This is a genomic window from Blautia sp. MCC269, assembly GCF_018785655.1.
Taxonomy (GTDB): Bacteria; Bacillota; Clostridia; order Lachnospirales; family Lachnospiraceae; genus Blautia_A.
Genome location: NZ_WQQE01000031.1, coordinates 61,462 through 83,501, shown reverse-complemented (window position 1 = coordinate 83,501; position 22,040 = coordinate 61,462). Strand labels below are relative to the sequence as shown.

Here is a 22,040-nt window from a genome sequence, read left to right as displayed (position 1 = left end):
ACTGTTACTAATCGGGTGAGGGCTTGACCAAGAAACGCAGGTTAAGAATTGATTCAAAGAGTTTGATTAACAATCAACAAACATGTATGTAGTTTTTAAGGTACAAACCTTAAATGGCCCAGTGGCTCAGTTGGTTAGAGCGCCGCCCTGTCACGGCGGAGGTCGAGAGTTCGAGTCTCTTCTGGGTCGTTACAGCTTAGCTGTAATGAATTAAATATGGGATCTTAGCTCAGCTGGGAGAGCATCTGCCTTACAAGCAGAGGGTCATAGGTTCGAGCCCTATAGGTCCCATAGATTATGGATGGATTCCCGAGTGGCCAAAGGGGGCAGACTGTAAATCTGTTGGCACCGCCTTCGAAGGTTCGAATCCTTCTCCATCCACTTAAATGCCGATGTGGCTCAATTGGCAGAGCAGCTGATTTGTAATCAGCAGGTTATCGGTTCGAGTCCGATCATCGGCTTTTAACATTTAATAACGCGGGGTGGAGCAGTCTGGAAGCTCGTCGGGCTCATAACCCGAAGGTCATAGGTTCAAATCCTGTCCCCGCTACTTATGCCCAGATAGCTCAGTTGGTAGAGCAGAGGACTGAAAATCCTCGTGTCGCTGGTTCGATTCCGGCTCTGGGCATGTTTTAATGCTAGGTTCTGCGAACAGCTGGTTAGAAAAAGCCTGAGCATGTTTTAATGCTAGGTCTTGCGAACAGCTGGTTAGAAAAAGCCTGAGCATGTTTTAATGCTAGGTTCTGCGAACGGCTGGTTAGAAAAAGCCTGAGCATGTTTTAATGCTAGGTTCTGCGAACGGCTGGTTAGAAAAAGCCTGGGCATGTTTTAATGCTAAACCAAGCATATAATTTAATATGGGGTATTAGCTCAGTCGGTAGAGCACTTGACTTTTAATCAAGTTGTCCGGGGTTCGAATCCCCGATGCCTCACTACTTTTTAAGAGCACTGTCAAAATGACAGTGCTTTTTTCGTATCAAAAATACATCACGGCTATCCTACACATTGTATGAAAAGAAGCGTGAAAACTCCACGCTATAGAGTATGTAGATTGTAAAAAGTATCTGCTACAATAAAGACAGTTAGAAAACTACAGCATGTTTCGGGGGATTCATGGACTGTACGTTTTGTCGGAAAGAATACTTCAGGAGGTGTAGCAAATGATTATTATTGGCGAAAAGATCAATGGTTCGATTCCTTCCGTGGCAGAAGCAATCGCCAACAAAGATGCTGAATTTATCAAGGATCGTGCAAGAAAACAGGCAGAAGCGAATGCAACGTTTATTGACTGTTGTGCATCTGTTCCGGAAGAACAGGAAGTTGAAACTCTGAAATGGATGATCGACTGTATCCAGGAAGTAACAGATCTTCCGATTTCTGTAGACAGCCCCAGTGCAGATGTTCTGGCGCAGGCGTATAAATTCTGTAAAAGACCGGGACTTTTTAATTCTGTATCTGGTGAGGGAGATAAGATTGATAAGATCTTTCCAATTATGGCGCAGGAGGAAAATAAGGACTGGCAGGTTATTGCACTGTTAAGTGATGACAGTGGAATTCCGAAGAACGCAGCGGACAGACTTCGTGTATTCGATAAGATCATGGCAAAAGCCAAAGAGTACGGAATTTCGCCATCCAGGATCCACATTGACCCGCTGGTAGAGATGCTTTGTACATCTGAGAATGGAATTGAGACAAATATTGAAGTTATTTCTACTGTTCGTGAGAAATACCCTTCTATTCATATTACAGCAGCGATCAGCAATATTTCATTTAACCTTCCGGTTCGTAAGCTGATCAATCTTGGATTTGTGGTACTGGCTATGAACGCCGGACTGGACAGTGGAATCCTTGATCCTACAAACAGAGATATGCTTGGACTGATTTATGCGACAGAAGCTCTTCTTGGAGAAGATGACTACTGTATGGAATATATCGGGGCATACAGAGAAGGACTGATCGGACCTGTAAAAAAATAAAAAATGGGCTTAAGGCAAGTCTGGCTGATTGCGGAGTCTGTCAGAGAAGACTTAAGGAACATACAAAAAAATACAGTCAGGTACGAAAACAGACTGTATTTGAAAAACAGATAAATGAGTGCAAATTAATTTCAGGAGGTAAAATCTTATGAGTAAAATGGATGAAGTTTTTGATCTGGTAGTGAGAGGAAAATCCAAACTGATCGCAGCAGCGGTACAGGAAGCCCTGGATGAGGGAAATGCGGCACCAGATGTTCTTGACAATATGATCAAGGCAATGGGCGTTGTTGGTGAGAAATTCAAAAATAATGAGATCTTTGTTCCGGAGATGCTGGTAGCAGCCAGAGCTATGAAAAAAGGTGTAGATGTTCTGAAACCACATCTTGCAGGTGGAAGCGCTGGTGTAGCAGGAAAGATGATCATCGGAACTGTAGCAGGAGATCTTCACGATATCGGTAAAAACCTGGTTGCCATGATGATTGAAAGTGCAGGATTTGAAGTAATTGACCTTGGCGTAGATGTTCCGGTAGAGAAATTTATTGAAGCAGTACGTGAGAATCCGGATGTTAAAGTAGTAGGTGTTTCCGCACTTCTGACAACAACCATGCCAGCTATGAAAGAAACGGTTGAAGCTCTTAATAAAGAAGATTTCCGTAAAGATATCAAGATCATGGTTGGTGGAGCTCCGATCACTCCGGAATTTGCAGAAGAGATCGGTGCAGATGCTTATACAGCAGATGCAGCTTCCGCAGCGCAGGTTGCAAAATCACTTGCCGCATAAAGTAAACAGGCAAAAAAGCGGGTATTTGCAATCCGCTTGCTTAAGGAGAAACTTGTTTGGGCAGGAATCTCCGGTATAATAGCAGATTAAGATCCGCAGAAACTAGAAAGGTATAATAGTTTCTGCGGATTTTTGACTATAGATTATAGGGGGTGGGACAGAGTATGAATACATACCGGGTGTTTTTTATAAAAGAAAAAACAGAAGTCACGGTGAAGGAAGGAACTACGGTACTGGAGGCTGAGCGAATCGCAGGTTTATCCCCGGATGCACCATGTGGAGGAGCCGGAAAATGTGGAAAATGCATGGTAAAAATAAACGGAGCTGTGGAAAAAGCCTGTCAGACAAAGATAACTACAGATATTGAAGTAGAAGCGATTGAGAAAAAATCTGAACACAGAATCCTTGTAAAGGGAACAGAGAGAGCCGTGACTTTTTCACCGGAACTGGAAATTCTGGATATTGAGATCCCGCCATGTACAGTGGGAGAAAACAGTTCAGACTGGACAAGACTTTGCGAAGCGATAAAAAGCTGCCGGAAGAAAGATATCTTTTTTCAGCCAAAACTGGAAATACTGCCTGTAATCAGCCGACTGATAAAAGAGAAAAATGGAAAAGCGAGAGCGATTATCAGCGGAGATCAGATCCTGGAGCTGAAAGAACAGGACGACAGACCGGTACTGATGGCAGCTTTTGATATTGGGACAACAACGGTGGCAGGATATCTTCTGGATGGAAAAACAGGAGAGCAGCTGGCAACAGCAAGTGCATTAAATACACAGACAGAATATGGCGCAGATGTGATCATGAGAGCAAATTATTCGCTGGAGCACGGTACAGAAGAACTTTCCACATGTATCCGGGAGCTTTTAAGAAAATTGATCGGTACACTTTGTGAAGCGGCGAAAAAATCTCCGGAGGATATTTATCAGGTCAGTGTTGTGGGAAATACCTGCATGCATCATCTTTTCCTGGGAATTGTACCGGATTCTCTGGTTCATGCACCGTATAATCCGGCCATCAGTCAGGGGCTGATGTTTCCGGCAGAAAAATTCCATCTTGGTATTCACCCGGGAGGACAGTTGGTAGCTTTACCTGTTATTGCAGGTTTTGTGGGGGCAGATACTGTAGCATGTCTTCTGGCTGTGAATCTTGAAGAAGAGAAAAAGATGACGCTGATGATCGACATTGGAACAAACGGAGAAATTGTTCTTGGAAATGAGAAACGCCGTATTGCATGTTCTACTGCGGCAGGGCCGGCTTTTGAGGGAGCTAAGATCGCCTGTGGAATGCGGGGCGCAAAGGGTGCGATTGAACATGCACATCTGGTGAATGGAAAACTGGAATGTAAGGTAATCGGCGGAGGCAGACCAACGGGAATCTGCGGTTCCGGTCTGATCGATATCATAGCATGTCTTCTGGATGCGGGGGTGATCGATGAAAGCGGAAAGCTGCTGGAAAATCCGCGGGTGGTTCAGATCGATGAAAATACAAAGAAAGCATATCTTCTGGCTGATCCGTTGGAATCCGGGGATGGAAAACCGGTATATTTAAGCCAGAAAGATATTCGGGAAGTACAGCTGGCGAAAGGGGCCATTGCTGCAGGAATTGCTCTTCTGGCAGAACAGATGGGGATTACTCTGGAACAGGTGGAGCAGGTTTATATAGCAGGAGCTTTTGGAAATTATATGGACCCGGCGGGAGCATGCAGGATCGGAATGCTTCCCGGGGTTCTGAAGGATCGGATCATTCCGGTTGGAAATGCGGCCGGTGAAGGCGCAAAGCTTGCACTTCTGAATAAAGAAGAACTGAAACGGGCAGAGCGGCTTGCACGTCATACGGAATTTCTGGAGCTTGCGGCATTACCTGAATTTCAGGATCAGTTTGTAGATGAGCTGGAATTTCCTGAGATATAAAATCCACCAGAACTGGAACGGAATCGAAAAGCATGGAGAGGAAAACATTATGGAGCTGGAAGAATTAAAAAATATTGGAAACAGCATAGGATTTTTTAAAGTAGAAGAACTGAATATAGATAAGATTAAACTTCTTCCGGAGGTGCGCCAGATGTGCAGCACGGATAAATGCCATATGTACGGACGCAACTGGAGTTGCCCGCCTGCCTGTGGAACACTGGAAGAATGTGCGGCAGATATTTCCGGTTATAAAAAAGGAATCATTGTACAGACAAAAGGGGAACTGGAAGATGAATTTGACGGAGAGGGAATGATGGAGACGGAAGCACTTCATAAAGAACATTTTGTAAAGATGCATGACCAGCTGAAAAAATTTTTCCCCAAACTTCTTTCCCTTGGGGCCGGATGTTGCACCAGATGTGCGAAATGCAGCTATCCGGATGCCCCCTGCCGTTTTCCGGAGAAACGTTTTTCATCAATGGAAGCATATGGAATGCTGGTAACACAGGTCTGTCAGGACAGCGGGATCGAATATTATTACGGACCTGGAACAATCACTTATACCAGCTGCTTTTTCCTGGAATAAAAGTCTTTATGAGGAGAAAGTCCCAACCGGCCAGCAGTTCTGTCATATGCAGAAAAAATTTCCGGTTCTATTTCTGCGAAAGGCTTACATAGGCTTTTGGTAGCTGTATAGCTGTGGGAAACGCGCATTCCCGGTTCTGTACATTACAGAAATCTGTGGTGGATGGAATGAAATCAGTAATCAGAAACCTGAGAACGAAGTCTTTTGTGGAAAGGATGGTATTTTATGGTATATGGCTATGGAAAACTACTGCAGATTTTTCACATAATAGCAATGCTCCTTGGGATCTTTATGGAAAAAATCTCCCGTGTACCGGCTGCAGGAAGGAATTGGACAAGGTCTTGTGGAGCGTATGCGTCGGCGCGCAAAGGAGCTGGGACATGCAATAAATACTGGGATAAAAAACAATTGAAAATAACACAGCAGAATGAACCGGAAATACGTTCAGTGAAGAAAAAAAGACACAGGATCCGGGACTGGCCGGATTCTGTGTCAGCAGAAAAACAGAGATACAGGGCAGCATGAGAAATTTATGAAAAATGCACCGTGATCGAACAGATCTCGCTATTTGTGGCAGTACGCATATTCGGGCCCCATATGCCTGCGCCGGAGGTAACGATGTTGTGCATATTTCCTTTTTTCAGGTAACCGCAGGAATTTTCCCAGACCAGGCCGGTGATGATGTTCAGAGGGAACAGCTGGCCGTCATGAGTATGACCACAGAGATCAAGGTCTGCGCCTGCGGCTGCCACTTCATCCAGCTGACCAGGCTGGTGATCCATAAAAATAATGGGGAGTGTTTTGTCCAGGGAGGCTGTAAGCTGGTCAGGTTCCTTCCGTGTGTCAGACATTTTTCGGCAGCGGGACGGATCTTTGCGGCCTGTCAGATAAAACCAGTTATCAATGAGAACGGTTTCGTCATTGAGCAGTCGGATGTTGGCGGATTCCAGAAAATCCCACATTCTGGGATCGTCATAATCTTCTTTTGCATTACGGAAAGTAAAACCGGCCAGAATTGGTTCGCTGAGATCATGGTTGCCCCAGCAGGAATAAACTCCGTATCTGGATTTCAGCGAACGAAGAATGGCCGCTGTTTTTTCGGGGTTTTTGATCCCTTCGTATTCGTTGTCAAAAATATCGCCGGCAATGCAGATCAGATCCGGATCTTCGGCGTTGATCTTTTTTACAAGAAGTTCGGCATGTTTTTCCCCGATGCTGTATCCGAAATGAATATCTGCAAGCAGGACGATTTTCAGAGAATCCATTCCCTTCACCTGCTTGTCTACTTTCACATCATAAGTTTTTGTCTTAATATTCCACTGGTTCAAAATTCCATAAAGACTGATACCGATGATCAGAAGTGTACAGACTGCTCCCGTGATTACGAAGGCTTTCCGGGAGTACAGCCAGGCCGGATGGAGCGTGTGCTTCAGGATCAGTCTGCAAAGATCAGTAGTTACGATCACAATCAGAATGTAAAGAAACGTTCCCTGGAAATAATTGGCTGTATTTTTCAGGAAACGGTGGACCACAGGCGGCTTCCGGATAAGAAAACAGGTCAGAAGAGAAGTGGACAGAAAAATATAAACACCCACAAAACATGCCCGGAACGCAAAGGTCTGGAAAAAATGAGTGCATGCACCCATCCACAGGATCATCCAGCGGACGATATAAATATTAATGAGGATATATAGTGGTGCGAGAAAGATGGCAAGCATGGTATGAGATACCTCCATTCTTAAAAATCAGGTGATATTGTAATCAGATTCCCTTCGAATTGCTATAGTATACAGCAAATAATAATTTTTTGCAAAAGAACATATATTAGGAAAAAGACCGTTTATGGTGTTTTTATGAAAAAATATGCGCTTCTTCGATACTGTCTGGTGTTTTTGGCAATTGTTCTTCCTTATTTTACGGCAGCGGCTTTTCAGGGGACGGAGATGGTCCTGGCAGAGAGGGCTCCTGATATGGAAGAATATCTTCCCATCATTGTTTTTTCGCAGATTTCCCCGGATATGAAAAAAGAAACCATAAAAGCGCAGACTGTGATCGCACGGTCGAATATTCAGAGGTGGCTTGGGGAGGGAGAAAATCTCGCGGAGATCCTCTGGGAAAACGAAAATGCAGGAGAAGTCTGGAGATATTTTTTTACAGAAAAAAATCAAATCTATCAGCAGTCAGCGAAAGAGACGGGAGGGCAGGTACTGACATATGAGGGAAAAGTAAAGCTGACACCCTGGCATAAGATCAGCGCGGGGAAAACACGCAGCGGAGCAGAGGCTTTTCATGATGAGGCGTATACATATCTGAAACCGGCAGACAGCAGCGGGGACAAAAAATCTCCGGATTATATGAAAGTTGTGGAAATTCCGGCGGGGCAGCTTTCCGGGGAGTTGAAGATCAAAAAGCGGGACAGTGCCGGTTATGTGACGGAGCTTATGGTAGGGGAAACTCTTCTGGAGGGAGAAAGTTTTGCGTCGGGGATGGGGCTGGAATCGGCGAATTTCAGTCTGCAGAAAAAAGATGATACTTATTATCTTCGGGTGCGGGGCAGTGGCCATGGTGTAGGTTTTTCACAGTTTGGCGGAAATGAGATGGCGAAAAACGGAAGCAATGCGGAGGAGATTTTGAAAAAATATTTTCCGGAGATGGAATTAAAAGAAAAATATTCAAAAAGTGAATAGACAGCCATATTCTGGACACTCTATAGATACAGAAATGGTGACTGGAAACGGTAGCAGAGTGAAAGGAAGATATTCTCTGTACTGCTTTTTCCGTTGCTGAAAATGAACATATCAGACAGAGGTGGAAAGAATATGAAAAGTAAAATTGTGAGAGGCATTATCAACGGCGGAGTTCTGGCAGCAGTGGCGGCACTTGGGATTACCGTTTATCAGCTGGGGACGAAACCTGTTGTAGAAAATCCCCAGGAGGAAAATTCTGTACAGATGGAAGAGACCGGGCTGGAAGAAGAGCTTTCGGACGGGGAAAACGCAGAGGATGCGGCAGTTGCCGGAAATGGCTGGGAAGATGCGGCACAGGATGAGATGACTGATGGAGCAGCCGGAGATGAAACTGGTCTGGCAGGAGCTTCAGAAGATGGGGCAGATGCAGACGGTGTAACCGGAAATATCCGTGAGACTGCAGGAAGCGGTGCAGCTGAAAATGCAGGAACGGATGGTAATGCAGTGGCAGAAAATGCTGGCAATAGTACTGCCAGAACCGGAAATGTAGTAGATAACGCCAACGCCGGAAATGCAGCAACAACTGGAGAAAATGCAGCAAATAACGGAGCAGAGACTTCCTCCACAGATACAGCCGAAACTTCCGCAGCCGGAATCGCAGCACAGACTTTGAACTTTACAGAGGATTCCATTATGGAGTGGCCGGTGAGAGGAACGGTTCTTGTGGATTACAATATGAATGAAACCGTATATTATCCGACGTTGGATCAGTATCGGGTCAGCCCGGCGATTTCCCTGCAGGCAGTGGAAGATGCACCGGTATACGCGGCGGCAGACGGCCAGGTGCTTTCCATTACACAGGATGCCTGCACAGGAACGACTGTGACCATGGAGCTTGGAAATGGTTATCAGGCGGTGTACGGACAGCTGAAAGACCTTACTGTGGCAGAAGGTGACACAGTAAAAGAAGGCGAAGTGATCGGAAATATCAGTGCACCGACCAAATACTATTCTGTAGAAGGTCCGAATCTTTATTTTGCAATGAGAAAAGACGGTACGCCGGTGGACCCGTTTGAGTATTTGGAGTGATGCAGAAAGTTGGAACAGCAGATATGATCATGGATAATCGCTGAAAAGGATACGGGATGCGAGTGAGATGCATCCCGTACTTTTTTTATGTCGTAAGAAGTTAAAAGTATCTTTTTTAACGGAAAGAAAACGTGTATAATCTATCTATAAATATCTGTAAAACAACGGAAAATGACAGACATAAGAGGACAGAAGAAGAGGTACATAGGTCATGAACATTAATGAAATAGCCAGACTTGCCGGAGTTTCCAGAGCTACGGTATCCAGATATCTGAACAACGGATATGTAAGCAGTGAAAAAAAAGAAGTCATCCGCAAGGTGATCCAGGAGACCGGATATCAGCCATCTTCCCAGGCGCAGACACTGCGGACGAAGAAAACCAGCCTTATCGGTGTCATCCTTCCAAAGATTAATTCCGATACCATAAGTCGTGAAGTTGAGGGAATCAGTGATATTCTTACACGGAGAGGTTATCAGCTGATTCTTGCCAATACCAACAACGATTTGGAAGAAGAGCTGAAATATCTTTCTCTGTTTAAAGAACGCCAGGTGGACGGAGTGGTTTTTATTGCCACCATGTTTACCAGAAAGCATAAACAGATGCTGAAGGATTATAAAGTGCCGATCGTGCTTCTGGGACAGCATCTGGACGGGTATCCCTGTATTTATCAGGATGATTACAAGGCAGCTTTTATGGTGACAGAGAAACTTGCGAAGAAGGGGAAAAAGTTCGCCTACATCGGTGTTACAGATAAAGATGAGGCAGTTGGTGCACGCCGTAAAAAAGGATTTGTGGATGCGCTTCATAAAGGAAAGCTTGAGATCTTGCCGGAGAAGATGAAGGCAGGCAGTTTTACCATGGATTCCGGTTATGAGATGGCGAAGGAACTTTTTGAGGAGGACCCTTCCATTGATTCGCTGGTATGTGCCACGGATACCATGGCAGTTGGAGCCATGACTTATCTGAAGGAGATCGGACTTCGCATTCCCGAGGATGTGCAGATCGCAGGGATCGGTGATGGTGTTCCGGGCAAGATTGTGGAACCGAAGCTTACTACGGTACATTTTTATTATAAGACCAGTGGGATGGAGGCAGCAGCCATGCTGGCAGATCTTATTGAGAACGATACCGGAATCAGCAAGGAAATCAAAATGGGATGTGAACTTGTGGAACGGGAATCTCACAGGTGACAGAGAATATCCCCGCAGACAGGGGAGAAAAATTATAAGTTATTGTGGAACAGGAGCAAATCTTTTTGGAAAAAAGAGGTTTGCTTCTTTTTTATGCCTGTTCTTATGGAATATGTACAATTTTGGCCAGAAAAATTTGTGAGATGTTGCGGATTTACAAATGAGAATGTAGTGGTTATAATACAATCAAGATGTGAGAACGATTCCACATAAGAACACATAAACAAATATGAAAAACAAGCAAAGAAATGCCTGAAAAACTAATAAAAACCAAGGACTTAAGAAAAAACAGTCATTTTTAAAAGAAAAATAAATATGGAATCAATCTCATAAAAGAAACAAAAAAAGATCAGAAATTTGTTTCACAAAAAAGGGAAAGCAAAAAGAGTCTACTGCCCGCAGGAAGGACAGTAAAAGAAAAGGAGGACGGACATGGATTACAGAAAGACCGCACAGGAAATCTATGATCATGTAGGAAAGAAAGCAAACATAATTTCCGCAGCACACTGTGCAACAAGACTTCGTCTGGTCATTGCGGATAATGACAAGGCAGACAAGGAATATGTAGAGAACATCGACGGTGTGAAGGGTGTATTCTTCGCACAGGGACAGATGCAGATCATCCTGGGAACAGGAGTTGTAAACAAGGTTTATGACGAGTTCATCCAGATCGCCGGAGTTTCCGAGAGCAGCAAAGAAGAACTGAAACAGGTGGCAGCATCCAAGGCCAATCCGGCACAGAGACTGATCAAGACACTTGGAGATATTTTTGTCCCGATCATCCCGGCTATCGTAGCCAGCGGATTCCTGATGGGAATCATGGAAGCTCTGAACTTCATGGTAAACAACGGCTTCCTGAACATCAATACCAACGGTTCCATTTATGTATTTGCACAGCTTTTCAGTAACACGGCGTACACATTCCTGCCGATCCTCATCGCTTACAGCGGTGCGAAAGTATTCGGCGCCAACCCCTACCTGGGCGCGGTTATCGGTATGATCATGATCCATCCGAATCTGCAGAATGCCTGGACCGTCGCAACAGAAGGCGTACAGGCAACACAGAAAGTATGGTTTGGACTTTACTCCATTGACATGGTCGGATATCAGGGACATGTAATCCCGGTTATCATTGCAGTATGGGTACTGGCACAGATCGAGAAGAGACTTCATAAAGTTGTACCGGCAATGTTCGACCTTTTTGTAACACCACTTGTCAGTGTTTTTGTAACTGGTTATCTTACTCTTTCCATTATCGGACCGATCTTCGTAGCTGTTGAGAACGGACTTCTGGATGGAATCCAGTGGCTGATCGCTCTGCCGTTTGGAATCGGAAGCTTTATCATGGGTGCTTTTTATGCACCGACAGTTGTTGCAGGTGTTCATCACATGTACACCATCATTGACCTTGGACAGATCGCCAAATTCGGCGTTACCTACTGGCTGCCACTTGCATCCGCAGCCAACGTTGCACAGGGTGGTGCAGCTCTTGCTGTAGGCCTGAAATCAAAGAACCAGAAGATCAAATCCATGGCTGTTCCGTCTGCTTTAAGTGCATGCATGGGAATCACAGAGCCGGCGATCTTCGGTGTAAACCTCCGCTTCGGAAAGCCGTTTATCATGGGCTGCCTCGGCGGTGCATGCGGAGCGCTTTTTGCCTCCATCACCAGTCTTGGTGCTACAGGAACAGGTGTTACCGGTATCTTCGGAATCCTGCTGTGCCTGAATAACCCAGTTGCTTATATCCTGATGTTTGCCATCGCGTTCGGAGTGGCTTTCGTACTCACATGGATGATAGGATATAAAGACGAGGTACAGGAAACAGCTGAAAAAAATATCGAAACAGAGAAAACAGAAAGCGCTCCGGCAGAAACAGTTGAAGAAAAAACAGAGACAGCCAACGCTGGCGCACAGACCCTCTACAGCCCGCTTGAGGGAACCGCGATCCCGCTTTCAGAAGTAAAAGATGCAACTTTTGCATCAGAAGTCCTTGGAAAAGGCATGGCAGTGATTCCGTCCAAAGGTGAGGTAAAAGCACCTTGCGACGCTACCGTTTCTACAATTTTTGACACAAAACACGCAATCGGTCTTGCAACAGAAAGCGGACTGGAACTGCTGATCCACATCGGCGTTGACACCGTTGAGCTTGGCGGAAAATTCTACACCGCACATGTAAAAGACGGCGACGAAGTGAAAAAAGGCCAGACGCTGATCACATTTGATATGGATGCCATCAAGGCAGCAGGTTACGATGTGACCACACCGCTGATCGTAACCAATACCGATGATTATGAAGAAGTAAAAATGCTTGCAGAAGGAACCGTAAATAACAGTTCTGAAGTACTGGAGGTAAAATAAATGAGTTCTCTGACAAAAGTGCTTGCGGAGGAAGTTCGAAAAATCGAGGAAACGGCAGCAGTGGGAAGGGCAATGCAGACAAACCGTCTGACCCATCACCTGATGCCGCCCACCGGATGGCTCAACGATCCAAACGGATTATGCTGGTATAAAGGAAGATATCACGTGTTTTTCCAGTATTCTCCATTTGAGTCCAACGGTGGATTGAAATTCTGGGGACATTATTCCAGCGAAGATATGATCAGCTGGAGATATGAAGGTGTTCCGCTTCTGCCGGACAGCATTTATGACTGTCATGGTGTTTACTCAGGCTCCGCCATTGCGGAAAAAGATAAGCTTCATCTTTTCTACACAGGAAACATCAAGATGGATGGAGATTATGATTATATCAATAACGGAAGGCAGTCCAGCACTCTCCATGTGGAGAGTGAGGACGGCGTTCATTTTGGAACAAAAGAAGTAGCCGTTTCCTGGGAGGATTATCCGAAGAATTACACATGCCACATCCGTGACCCGAAGGTCTGGAAAGATGGAGAGGAGTATCGCATGATCCTTGGCGGCCGTCAGAAAAGCGACCAGGGTGCCGTACTTTTTTATAAATCCGAAGACCTGAAAAACTGGAAATTCGACCATGAGCTGACCACAGAGAATGCTTTCGGATACATGTGGGAATGCCCGGATTATTTTACCCTTGAGGGACAGGAAGTACTTTCTGTATCTCCACAGGGACTGACAAGGGAAGAGTTCCGTTTCCAGAACATCTATCAGTCCGGATACTTTATCCTGAAGGACGGAAAGCCGGAGGAAAAAGATTTCCGGGAATGGGATCACGGTTTTGATTTCTATGCACCCCAGACATTCCAGGATGGAAAAGGCAGACGGATTCTCATCGGCTGGATGGGAATGCCGGATGCAGACGAGGAGTATGTAAATCCTACAGCGCAAAGTGAAGGATGGCAGCATTGCCTGACGGTTCCGAGAGAAGTTACGTATAAGAACGGAATGCTTTATCAGTATCCGGTGAAAGAACTGAACGGGCTGAGAGAGAATGGGACTTCCATCAGCGGTTCCAGCGTGGAGCTTCCGGTGAACGGACCATTTGATCTGGATATTCAGGTAAAAGGTGACCAGGGCAAGGTAAGTCTTGGGGAAAATCTTTTCCTGGAGTATCAGGGCGGAGATGTGATCTTAACTCTCTCCGAGAAAGCCGGTGCAGGACGAAAAGTACGTAAAGCACATATTCCGTCCGGCGAAGTTGAAAGTCTCAGAATCCTTGCGGATACTACAGCTGTGGAGATTTATGTGAATGGCGGAGAAGTGGCTTTCTCTACCAGATATTATCCGGAGACACAGACGCAGGCTGTGAAGTTGGAGACTTCAAAAGCAGATGGAAATATTTATACACTGAAAAACTGTGTGGTTGAATAAAAAATTCTGTGAAGAAAATCTGCAGGATTAGATTTATATTCACAGAAAATATGAAAGAACGTATAATAAAGCAGGTGGGAAAATCCGCAGCCGGAATCCCAGCCTGCTTTAAATTTTATTTTGAATGAATTACATGAATCCTTCCGGCTGCTTGAGAATAGAAGGACGGCTGCTGAAGAAACACCGGCGGCTGTCTTTACATAGAAGCAGAATAGTTTTTACAGAAGAGGAAAAATTCATGAACTACACATATATCGTGCAGTGTGCAGACGGCACACTCTACACCGGATGGACAAACTGCCTTTCCAGGCGTATGAAAGCTCATAACGAAGGAAAGGCAGGGGCCAAATATACCCGGGCCAAGCGGCCGGTGAAGCTGGTCTATTACGAAGGTTTTGCAACAAAAGAAGAAGCTATGATCCGGGAATACCGGATCAAACAGCTGACCAGAGAAAAGAAGCTGGAGCTGATGAAATTTTAGTGCAGGGCCATGCCGGCTACAAAGAAATACATCACAACAAAGTGGCAGAGACTTCCCAGCATAACAAAGATGTGGAACACCTCATGGGAACCGAAATTCTTATGCTTCGCATTAAAAATTGGAAGTTTCAACGCATAGATCACGCCGCCGATGGTATAAATAATTCCGCCTGCCAGAAGCCATCCGAAACCTGCCCGCGGCAGATTGTGGAAGATCGGCACAAAAGCCAGAACACACAGCCAGCCCATTCCAATGTAAATTACAGAGGAAAGCCATTTCGGGCAGTTGATCCAGCAGCCCTTGAGGATCATGCCGATGATGGCGACGGTCCATACCAGGGCACAGAGGATATAACCGGTACGGCCGTGGAGGACGATCAGGCATACCGGTGTATAGCTGCCTGCGATCATCACGAAGATCATCATGTGATCCATTTTTTTCAGGCGGCGGTTCACCTTGGCAGTGGAGTTTACGGAATGGTAAAGGGTGCTTGCCAGATAAAGCAGGATCATAGTCAGGATAAAAACACTTACTGCAAAAACGTGAAGAATATCCGCACTTCTGGCAGCTTTCACGATCAGCGGAGTGGCACCGGCCACTGCAAGGAGCATGGCGATCCCATGAGTAATAGCACTTCCAGGGTCTTTTAATTTAAATTTCATAAAAACACCTCCTGTATGATATTCCGCAGGAATCTGTTGTACGGATGCGGAATAACAGTCAAACAATGTAGAAATTGATAAAATAACATGTAGTATTCAAAACTACATATCAAGTATACGAATACTATACCACTATTATTCGAAAATGCAACCCCTATTTTTGCAAAAATTTTATCAGAACTTAACAAACCCTTGCTCTGAAATAAACATTAGGCCAGTATACTGAGACAGAAAAAATAAGGCCCGTTTACAGGAGGAAAAAATGGCAGATACAATATACATGAACAGGGAATTATCCTGGCTGAAATTTAATGAGAGAGTACTTGAGGAGGCAGAGAATCCGGAAAATCCGCTGTGTGAACGTCTCACATTTGCTTCGATTTATCAGAGCAATCTGGATGAATTTTATATGGTCCGTGTGGGATCTCTGGTGGATCAGATGCTTCTTGCAAAAGATATCCGCGAAAACAAAACCAATATGACACCAAAGGAACAGCTGGACGCAATCCTTGCCAGAACCAAAAAACTGAACCGGAAAAGAGATGTGGTTTATGAAGAGATTATGGAAAGCCTGGAAGAATACGGCGTACATATGCTGAATTTCCATAAGATCGAAAAAGAAGACCGCAATTATCTGGAACGTTATTTTGAAGCAGAAGTGGCTCCGGTTATTTCTCCGTCTATCGTGGGAAAAAGACAGCCGTTTCCATTTCTCCGGAATAAAGAAATCTATGCAGTAGTAGTTCTGGAAACAAAAAAAGGAAAAGAAAAACTGGGTATTATTCCGTGCAGCAGTGAAGGTATCCAGCGCCTGATCCCGGTTCCCGGAAAAACAGGCACTTATATGCTGTCTGAGGAACTGATCCTTCACTTTGTTTCAAAAATCTTCAAAGGTTACCACATCAAGGCAAAATCCCTGCTTCGTATTACCAGAAATGCAGATATTGACGCAGACGCTCTTTACGATGAAGATCTGGATTATCGTGAATTTATGGTGGAGCTGATTAAGGCAAGAAAGAAACTGGCACCAATCCGTCTGGAACTTTCCAGAGAAATGGACGGAGATGTTGTTGAAACACTTTGCGATTATCTGGAAGTGGACAAGAATTTTGTATTCCGGGGAGATATCCCGCTGGATCTTTCTTTTGTATTCCAGATCCAGGATGGCCTCAGAAAAAGAACAGAGCTTTTTTATGAAAAAAGAATTCCTCAGAAATCTCCTGTGTTTAACAGCCATGAACCGATTCTTGACCAGATTGCGAAAAAAGACCGTTTTCTTTCCTATCCATATGAGAGTATCAAACCGTTTCTTACAATGCTTCATGAAGCAGCCAATGATGAGGATGTCGTTTCCATCAAGATGACTCTTTACCGTGTAGCGAAACAGAGTAAGGTTGTGGAAGCTCTGATCGAAGCGGCAGAAAATGGAAAAGAAGTGTTCGTTCTGGTGGAGCTGAAGGCACGTTTTGATGAGGAGAACAATATTGGATGGTCCAGACTTCTGGAAGATGCGGGATGTCATGTGATCTACGGTCTGGATGGTTATAAAGTACATTCCAAACTTTGCCAGATTATGAAGAAAAAAGATGGAAATGTGGAATATTATACACAGATCGGAACAGGAAATTACAACGAAAAAACAGCCCGTCTGTATACAGACCTTTCTCTGATGACCGCTGATCCGAAGATCGGAACAGAAGCAGCCAGAGTATTCCAGGCACTGGCAATGGGAGAAACGGTTGAAGATATGGATTATCTTCTTGTTGCGCCAAAATGTCTCCAGAACAAAGTACTTGCCATGATTGATGAGGAGATTGAACATGCAAAAGCCGGAGAGCAGGCATATATCGGCCTGAAGATGAACTCTCTGACAGATAAACGTATTATGAACAAGCTGGTGGAAGCATCCTGCGCGGGAGTACATATTGATATGGTAGTCCGCGGTATCTGCTGTCTGATCCCGGGAGTAAAAGGACAGACAGAAAATATTCATATTATCAGTATTGTGGGACGTTTTCTGGAACATTCCCGTATTTATATTTTCGGAACACAGGAGAGGGCAAAGATCTATATTTCATCTGCGGACTTTATGACAAGAAATACCCTTCGCCGTGTGGAAGTGGCAGCTCCTATCGAAGATCCGGATATCCGGATGCAGATCCAGGAAATGTTTGTGACAATGCTCAGTGATAACCGTAAAGCAAGAACCATGAACAATAAAGGAAATTATAAAATCGAACCATCCGATAATGCCCCGCTGAATTCCCAGGAAGTATTTCTGGAGCAGGCATACGACAACGCTGCTCCTGTAGTTATGGAGAAATAAGAAAACAGAATGTAAAAAGCGGGGTTTTTCTTTGATAATATGTCTGTACTGTGATAAGATAAAAACAGTGTTCCTGCAAATGAGTGCAGGCGGAAGGGAGAATTTATGGCACACAGGAAAGTAGTGCTCTGTCTGTTAGGCGCGGCTCTGGCAACGTCCATGATCAGTGGATGTTCCGGAAAAAAGTCGGACCCTGTTACAGTTACAGTATGGACGTATTATAATGGTGATCAGCTGGATGCTTTTAATGATCTGACAGAGAAATTTAATGATACAGTTGGAAAGAAAGATGGTATTACCGTAGAAACCAAGAGTCTTGGAACCGCGGAAGATTTGGAACAGAATGTCCTGGCTGCGGTGAATGGCGAAGTAGGAGCATCCGAAGTACCGAATATTTTTTCTGCATATTCAGATACGGCTTATACCATGGACCAGAAGGATATGCTGGTAGACCTTTCCGATTATCTTACAGATAAAGAAAAAGATGAGTACGTAGAAGAATATCTGAAAGAGGGAGATTTTTCGGACGACGGAAGTATCAAGATTTTCCCGGTTGCGAAATCTACCGAGCTTTTATTCCTCAATGATACAGACTGGCAGAAATTTGCGAAGGAAACCGGTGCTCAGTATGAGGATCTCCAGACTGTCGAAGGCCTTGTGGAAACTGCAGAGAAGTATTATAACTGGACGGACAGTCAGACTCCGGAGGCAGATGACGGAAAAGCTCTGTTCGGAAGAGATGCCATGGCGAACTATCTTCTGGTAGGCGCAAAAGAACTTGGATGTGATATTTTTGGAGTCAAGGATGGAAAAATGACTCTGAATTTTGATGAAGATATTATCCGTAAACTCTGGGATAATTATTATGTTCCTTATGTAAAGGGCTATTTTTCAGCATTCGGACGTTTCCGCAGTGATGATGTAAAAACTGGCAATGTGCTTGGCTACGTTGGATCTACATCCAGTGCTACATTTTTCCCGACACAGGTAAGTGACGACAGCGGAGCTGCCTATGATATAGACCTGAAAGTCCTTCCATGTCCGAAATTTAAAGATGGAGATGATTATGCAGTCCAGCAGGGTGCCGGAATGGTTGTGACAAAAGGTTCTGAAGATGAAATTAAGGCGAGTATAGAATTCCTGAAATGGTTTACTCAGTCGGAGAATAACATAGAATTTTCTGTTGGATCAGGATACCTGCCTGTAACAAAAGAAGCAAACAATATAGAGAAAATCAAATCTGTGGATTCTGATATCAGCAGTTCCATGGAGGAAATCCTTACAGAGTCTGAGGCAGAAATTAATGATAATAATCTGTATTATATGCATGCATTCGAAAATGGAAATGATGCGAGAACTGTTTTGCAGGAAGCATTCGGAGATACTGCACAGCAGGATCGGAATACTGTAGACGAGCGGATTGCACAGGGTGAGAGTGCGGAGGAAGCAGAGGCGGAATTTTTGTCGGATGAATATTTTGAACAATGGTATCAGAATGTCCTTTCAAAACTTCAGGCATATGAAGGCTAATACAAAAAAAGAAAAATCTATATTTCGTACAATTTTGGCAGCTATGCTTCTGGTTCTGGGAATTGAAATCCTGTTGCTGGTAGCAGCGCTTGGAATCAGCCATGTGAGTACACAGCTGAATCAGAATGCAGTGGACATTCTGGAAAAACAGGTAGATAACAGACAAAGTTATCTGGAAAATCTTCTGACAGCCAATGAGGAACTGTCCAGCCTGGCAGAACGGATCAACAACACTGCACAGGAACTGGTTGATTCAGGGCAGATCCGTATTGGAGATATCGAAAAAAATAAAGAAGATTATCTTCTGCTGATGAAAAGTATCAGTGAAAGAATGCTTAACAACATGCGGCGGAAATCTGTTACCGGAATCTATGTGGCGTTTAATACGGAAGACCTGGATCAGAGAAGTCCGGAAGATACAATTCCAGCATTATATATTCGGGATCTGGATCCGGATTCGCTGCCGCCGGAGAAAAATACGGATCTTCTGATGGAGAGATCTCCTGTGGAACTGGTAAAATCCATGGGGATTTCTACAGATAAGGGCTGGAAATCACAGATGTTTGTTTCGGATGAAAGTACTCAGAAAATTATATATCCGGTTTTTCAGGAAGCTTTTAAAGATCAGGGCCGGCTGGATGCCGCAGATTATGGCCACTGGACAACAGAAGATTATATACTGGACGGCGACAACCGTTCAGCAATTGCCTATTCCATTCCATTAATCCTTTCAGATGGAACTGTTTATGGTGTTCTTGGAACAGAAATGCTTACAGAATATCTGAAAGTTCAGATGCCGTATGAAGAACTGCAGAATCAGAGCGCAGGGATTTATATTCTGGCTTATACGAAATCTTCACTGAAAAATGATGAAATCGTTTTGGAAGGAGTCTGCGGTGTCAGTGGGGAAAATTCCTCCATGGAAAAAGAATTGCAGTCAGAAAAACTGAAGCTTAAAAAGAATCAGTATGGTGATTATCAGCTGAAACTTAATGAAAAAAAATATTATATGACATTAAAGCCACTTCAGCTGTACAACAGAAATGCACCGTTTTTTGACGAGCAGTGGATACTGATCGGTGCGGTTGATACGGGACAGCTGTTTTCTTTTTCCTGGCATGTGATAAAAATGCTGGCAATGACAGTATTTCTCACTGTGCTGGTGGGAGTTTTGAGCAGCCTGGTGATCAGTTTAAGGCTTGCCCGACCAGTAAGGAAGCTTTCCGGTGAAGTGGAGGCAGTACAGAAAAATAACAGTACCTCACTTCAGTTTTCGGATACAGGTATCCGGGAACTGGATCAGTTTGCCGATGCGATCATACAGATGAATCAGGATATGATTACCATATCCACAAAGTTCCTGCGTATTATGGAAATGGCCAGTGTGGAACTTGGTGGTTTTGAAGTGCGGATGGATAATGAGAGCGTTTATGTGACGGATAATTTCTTTTCCATGCTGGGAGTAGAAGAATCCTCAGAAAAACCTGTGACAGGAAAACAGTTTGTGGAATTTTTGAAGAATTTTGACCGCAGCTGTTCCTATACGGTTGGAAGTGATGGCGCAAAAGTCTATTGTGTGGAGCATGCCGGAGGAGAAATCCGGTATGTCCGTATGGAGATAAAGACAGAGTCTGACCGGAGAATCGGACTTGTGGAAGATGTTACCAAAGTTACCCGGGAACGTATGAATATTGAACATGAAAGAGATTATGATACACTTACAGGTCTTTACAACAGACGGGCGTTCCAGTGGGAAAGTGAGGCGCTGTTCCGGGAACATCCGGAGAAGCTTAAAACTGCCGCGTTTGTAATGATTGATATGGATAACCTGAAGTACACAAATGATAATTTTGGACATGATTTTGGTGACCGTTATATTCATGAAGCGGGAAGAGGATTTGCGGAATATGTACCGGAAGGAACTCTGTGTTCCAGGATTTCCGGCGATGAATTTAATCTTCTTTTCTATGGTTATGACAGTAAGGAAGAAATCCGAAATGTGATTGCTGAAGTAAAAGCAGCCATCGACAGAAAATTTGTGCTTCTTCCAAGTGGACGAAAACTCCGGTTAAGTATTTCCGGAGGTATCGCCTGGTATCCTGAAAACTCAACGGATCTGAAACTGTTGAAAAAGTATGCGGATTTTGCAATGTATCAGGTAAAACGTTCCGGTAAAGGACATTTCCAGGAATTTGATCTGGAAGTTTATGACCGGAGTGCAAATGAAACGGAGAAACGGAAGCAGTTTTTGCAACTGATTCGAAAAGAAGAACTCACTTATTATTATCAGCCGATTGTATCTGCGATAACCGGTAAAGTTATAGCGCTGGAAGCACTGATGCGTGTGGAGATACCGCTGCTGAGATCACCGGAGGATGTACTTCGCCTTGCGAAGGAAGAACGATGCCTTCATGAGCTGGAGAGAATTACTTTTTTTCGGGCTGCGGAAGGTTACTGTATTCTGCGGGATAACGGCGAGGTAAGAGGTGATGAACTGCTGTTTATTAACTCCATTGCCAGTCAGAATCTGACAGATGAGGAGAGCAGAGAATTCAGGCTCAAATATGGAGAACTTCAGTCCCAGCTGGTTATTGAAATTACAGAACAGGAAACCCTGGATCAGGAAGCCATGGAGAAGAAAAACGCGCCGGAGTTCTGGGGAGCAATCGCTCTGGATGATTATGGAACTGGTTATAACAGCGAAAAATGTCTGCTGACTCTCTCGCCACAGTATGTTAAAGTTGACATAGCGATTATCCGTGATATTGACACGGATGCCGATAAACAGCAGATCGTGTCAAATATTGTAGAATATGCTCATCAGCGAGGAATGTACATTATTGCAGAGGGAGTGGAAACGAAGGAAGAGCTGGAGAAAGTTCTGGAACTTAAGGTAGATCTGCTTCAGGGATATTATCTGGCACGGCCGGCAGCAGTACCACAGGAAGTCAATCCGGATGCAGTAAAAATTATCAGAGAAAAAAGTCGGGAAATTTAATTTTCCCGATTTTTTTATATACATATTTCT

The 22,040-nt window shown here is 44.3% G+C and carries 14 protein-coding genes, 7 tRNA genes and 1 pseudogene; 20 read left to right on the top strand and 2 right to left on the bottom strand.

All coding sequences use genetic code 11. The features are described 5' to 3' along the window. Positions 1 to 115: 115 nt before the first annotated feature. The 11 genes from GPK88_RS10840 (at position 116) to GPK88_RS10790 (ending at position 5,259) form a co-directional block, all read left to right on the top strand. Positions 116 to 189: transfer RNA gene (locus GPK88_RS10840), tRNA-Asp, on the top strand. 29 nt (positions 190 to 218) lie between these two features. After that, positions 219 to 291, top strand: a tRNA-Val gene (locus tag GPK88_RS10835). Positions 292 to 299: 8 nt separating this feature from the next. Then, a tRNA-Tyr gene (locus tag GPK88_RS10830) sits at positions 300 to 381 on the top strand. A gap of 7 nt (positions 382 to 388) precedes the next feature. After that, positions 389 to 461: transfer RNA gene (locus GPK88_RS10825), tRNA-Thr, on the top strand. A gap of 15 nt (positions 462 to 476) precedes the next feature. Then, positions 477 to 550, top strand: a tRNA-Met gene (locus tag GPK88_RS10820). 5 nt (positions 551 to 555) lie between these two features. After that, positions 556 to 628, top strand: a tRNA-Phe gene (locus tag GPK88_RS10815). A 231-nt stretch (positions 629 to 859) separates the two neighbouring features. Next, positions 860 to 932 (top strand) — tRNA-Lys (locus GPK88_RS10810). A 228-nt stretch (positions 933 to 1,160) separates the two neighbouring features. After that, the gene (locus GPK88_RS10805) at positions 1,161 to 1,976 is read left to right on the top strand and encodes a methyltetrahydrofolate cobalamin methyltransferase (RefSeq protein WP_021976029.1); all 816 of its coding nucleotides are present in this window, start codon (positions 1,161 to 1,163) and stop codon (positions 1,974 to 1,976) included. 148 nt (positions 1,977 to 2,124) lie between these two features. Beyond that, positions 2,125 to 2,757, top strand: coding sequence for a cobalamin B12-binding domain-containing protein (locus GPK88_RS10800; protein ID WP_021976028.1), 633 nt, complete (start codon positions 2,125 to 2,127; stop codon positions 2,755 to 2,757). A gap of 164 nt (positions 2,758 to 2,921) precedes the next feature. Next, on the top strand, positions 2,922 to 4,673 hold the full coding sequence (locus tag GPK88_RS10795) for an ASKHA domain-containing protein (RefSeq protein ID WP_215707789.1): 1,752 nt from the start codon (positions 2,922 to 2,924) through the stop codon (positions 4,671 to 4,673). Beyond that, entirely contained in the window at positions 4,648 to 5,259 is a 612-nt protein-coding gene (locus tag GPK88_RS10790; RefSeq protein ID WP_252197750.1) for a DUF2284 domain-containing protein, read from the top strand. The genes GPK88_RS10795 and GPK88_RS10790 overlap by 26 nt, the downstream gene beginning before the upstream one ends. Before the next feature lie 530 nt (positions 5,260 to 5,789). Here the strand turns inward: GPK88_RS10790 and GPK88_RS10785 are convergent. Next, complete coding sequence (locus GPK88_RS10785) at positions 5,790 to 6,995, bottom strand: metallophosphoesterase (protein ID WP_330626668.1); 1,206 nt, start codon at positions 6,993 to 6,995, stop codon at positions 5,790 to 5,792. 117 nt (positions 6,996 to 7,112) lie between these two features. On the opposite strand from GPK88_RS10785, the gene GPK88_RS10780 reads away from it, so the two are divergent. From GPK88_RS10780 to GPK88_RS10755, 6 genes are all read left to right on the top strand, one after another. After that, complete coding sequence (locus tag GPK88_RS10780; protein WP_173762867.1) at positions 7,113 to 7,946, top strand: SpoIID/LytB domain-containing protein; 834 nt, start codon at positions 7,113 to 7,115, stop codon at positions 7,944 to 7,946. A gap of 132 nt (positions 7,947 to 8,078) precedes the next feature. Continuing rightward, the gene (locus GPK88_RS10775; protein ID WP_173762866.1) at positions 8,079 to 9,035 is read left to right on the top strand and encodes a peptidoglycan DD-metalloendopeptidase family protein; all 957 of its coding nucleotides are present in this window, start codon (positions 8,079 to 8,081) and stop codon (positions 9,033 to 9,035) included. Positions 9,036 to 9,246: 211 nt separating this feature from the next. Beyond that, positions 9,247 to 10,227: a LacI family DNA-binding transcriptional regulator gene (locus GPK88_RS10770; RefSeq protein WP_173762865.1), complete on the top strand. Its 981-nt coding sequence runs from the start codon at positions 9,247 to 9,249 to the stop codon at positions 10,225 to 10,227. Between the two features lie 432 nt (positions 10,228 to 10,659). Continuing rightward, positions 10,660 to 12,585, top strand: coding sequence for a PTS sucrose transporter subunit IIABC (locus tag GPK88_RS10765; protein WP_173762864.1), 1,926 nt, complete (start codon positions 10,660 to 10,662; stop codon positions 12,583 to 12,585). Further along, the gene (locus tag GPK88_RS10760; protein WP_173762863.1) at positions 12,586 to 14,013 is read left to right on the top strand and encodes a glycoside hydrolase family 32 protein; all 1,428 of its coding nucleotides are present in this window, start codon (positions 12,586 to 12,588) and stop codon (positions 14,011 to 14,013) included. It begins immediately after the preceding gene. 238 nt (positions 14,014 to 14,251) lie between these two features. Then, positions 14,252 to 14,494, top strand: a complete 243-nt coding sequence (locus GPK88_RS10755) for a GIY-YIG nuclease family protein (RefSeq protein WP_173762862.1) — start codon at positions 14,252 to 14,254, stop codon at positions 14,492 to 14,494. Here GPK88_RS10755 and trhA read toward each other — a convergent pair. After that, on the bottom strand, positions 14,491 to 15,156 hold the full coding sequence (trhA, locus tag GPK88_RS10750) for a PAQR family membrane homeostasis protein TrhA (RefSeq protein WP_148448262.1): 666 nt from the start codon (positions 15,154 to 15,156) through the stop codon (positions 14,491 to 14,493). The genes GPK88_RS10755 and trhA overlap by 4 nt on opposite strands. A gap of 247 nt (positions 15,157 to 15,403) precedes the next feature. Here trhA and ppk1 point away from each other — a divergent pair. The 3 genes and pseudogenes from ppk1 to GPK88_RS10735 form a co-directional block, all read left to right on the top strand. Further along, positions 15,404 to 17,482: pseudogene (gene ppk1 / locus GPK88_RS10745) on the top strand (polyphosphate kinase 1); the annotation flags it as partial. Between the two features lie 105 nt (positions 17,483 to 17,587). Further along, positions 17,588 to 19,012, top strand: coding sequence for an extracellular solute-binding protein (locus GPK88_RS10740; protein ID WP_148448266.1), 1,425 nt, complete (start codon positions 17,588 to 17,590; stop codon positions 19,010 to 19,012). After that, positions 19,002 to 22,010 carry a bifunctional diguanylate cyclase/phosphodiesterase gene (locus tag GPK88_RS10735; protein ID WP_195566858.1) on the top strand — a complete coding sequence of 1,003 codons (3,009 nt, stop codon included), beginning with the start codon at positions 19,002 to 19,004 and terminating at the stop codon, positions 22,008 to 22,010. Before GPK88_RS10740 ends, GPK88_RS10735 begins: the two co-directional genes overlap by 11 nt. The last annotated feature ends 30 nt before the right edge of the window (positions 22,011 to 22,040 follow it).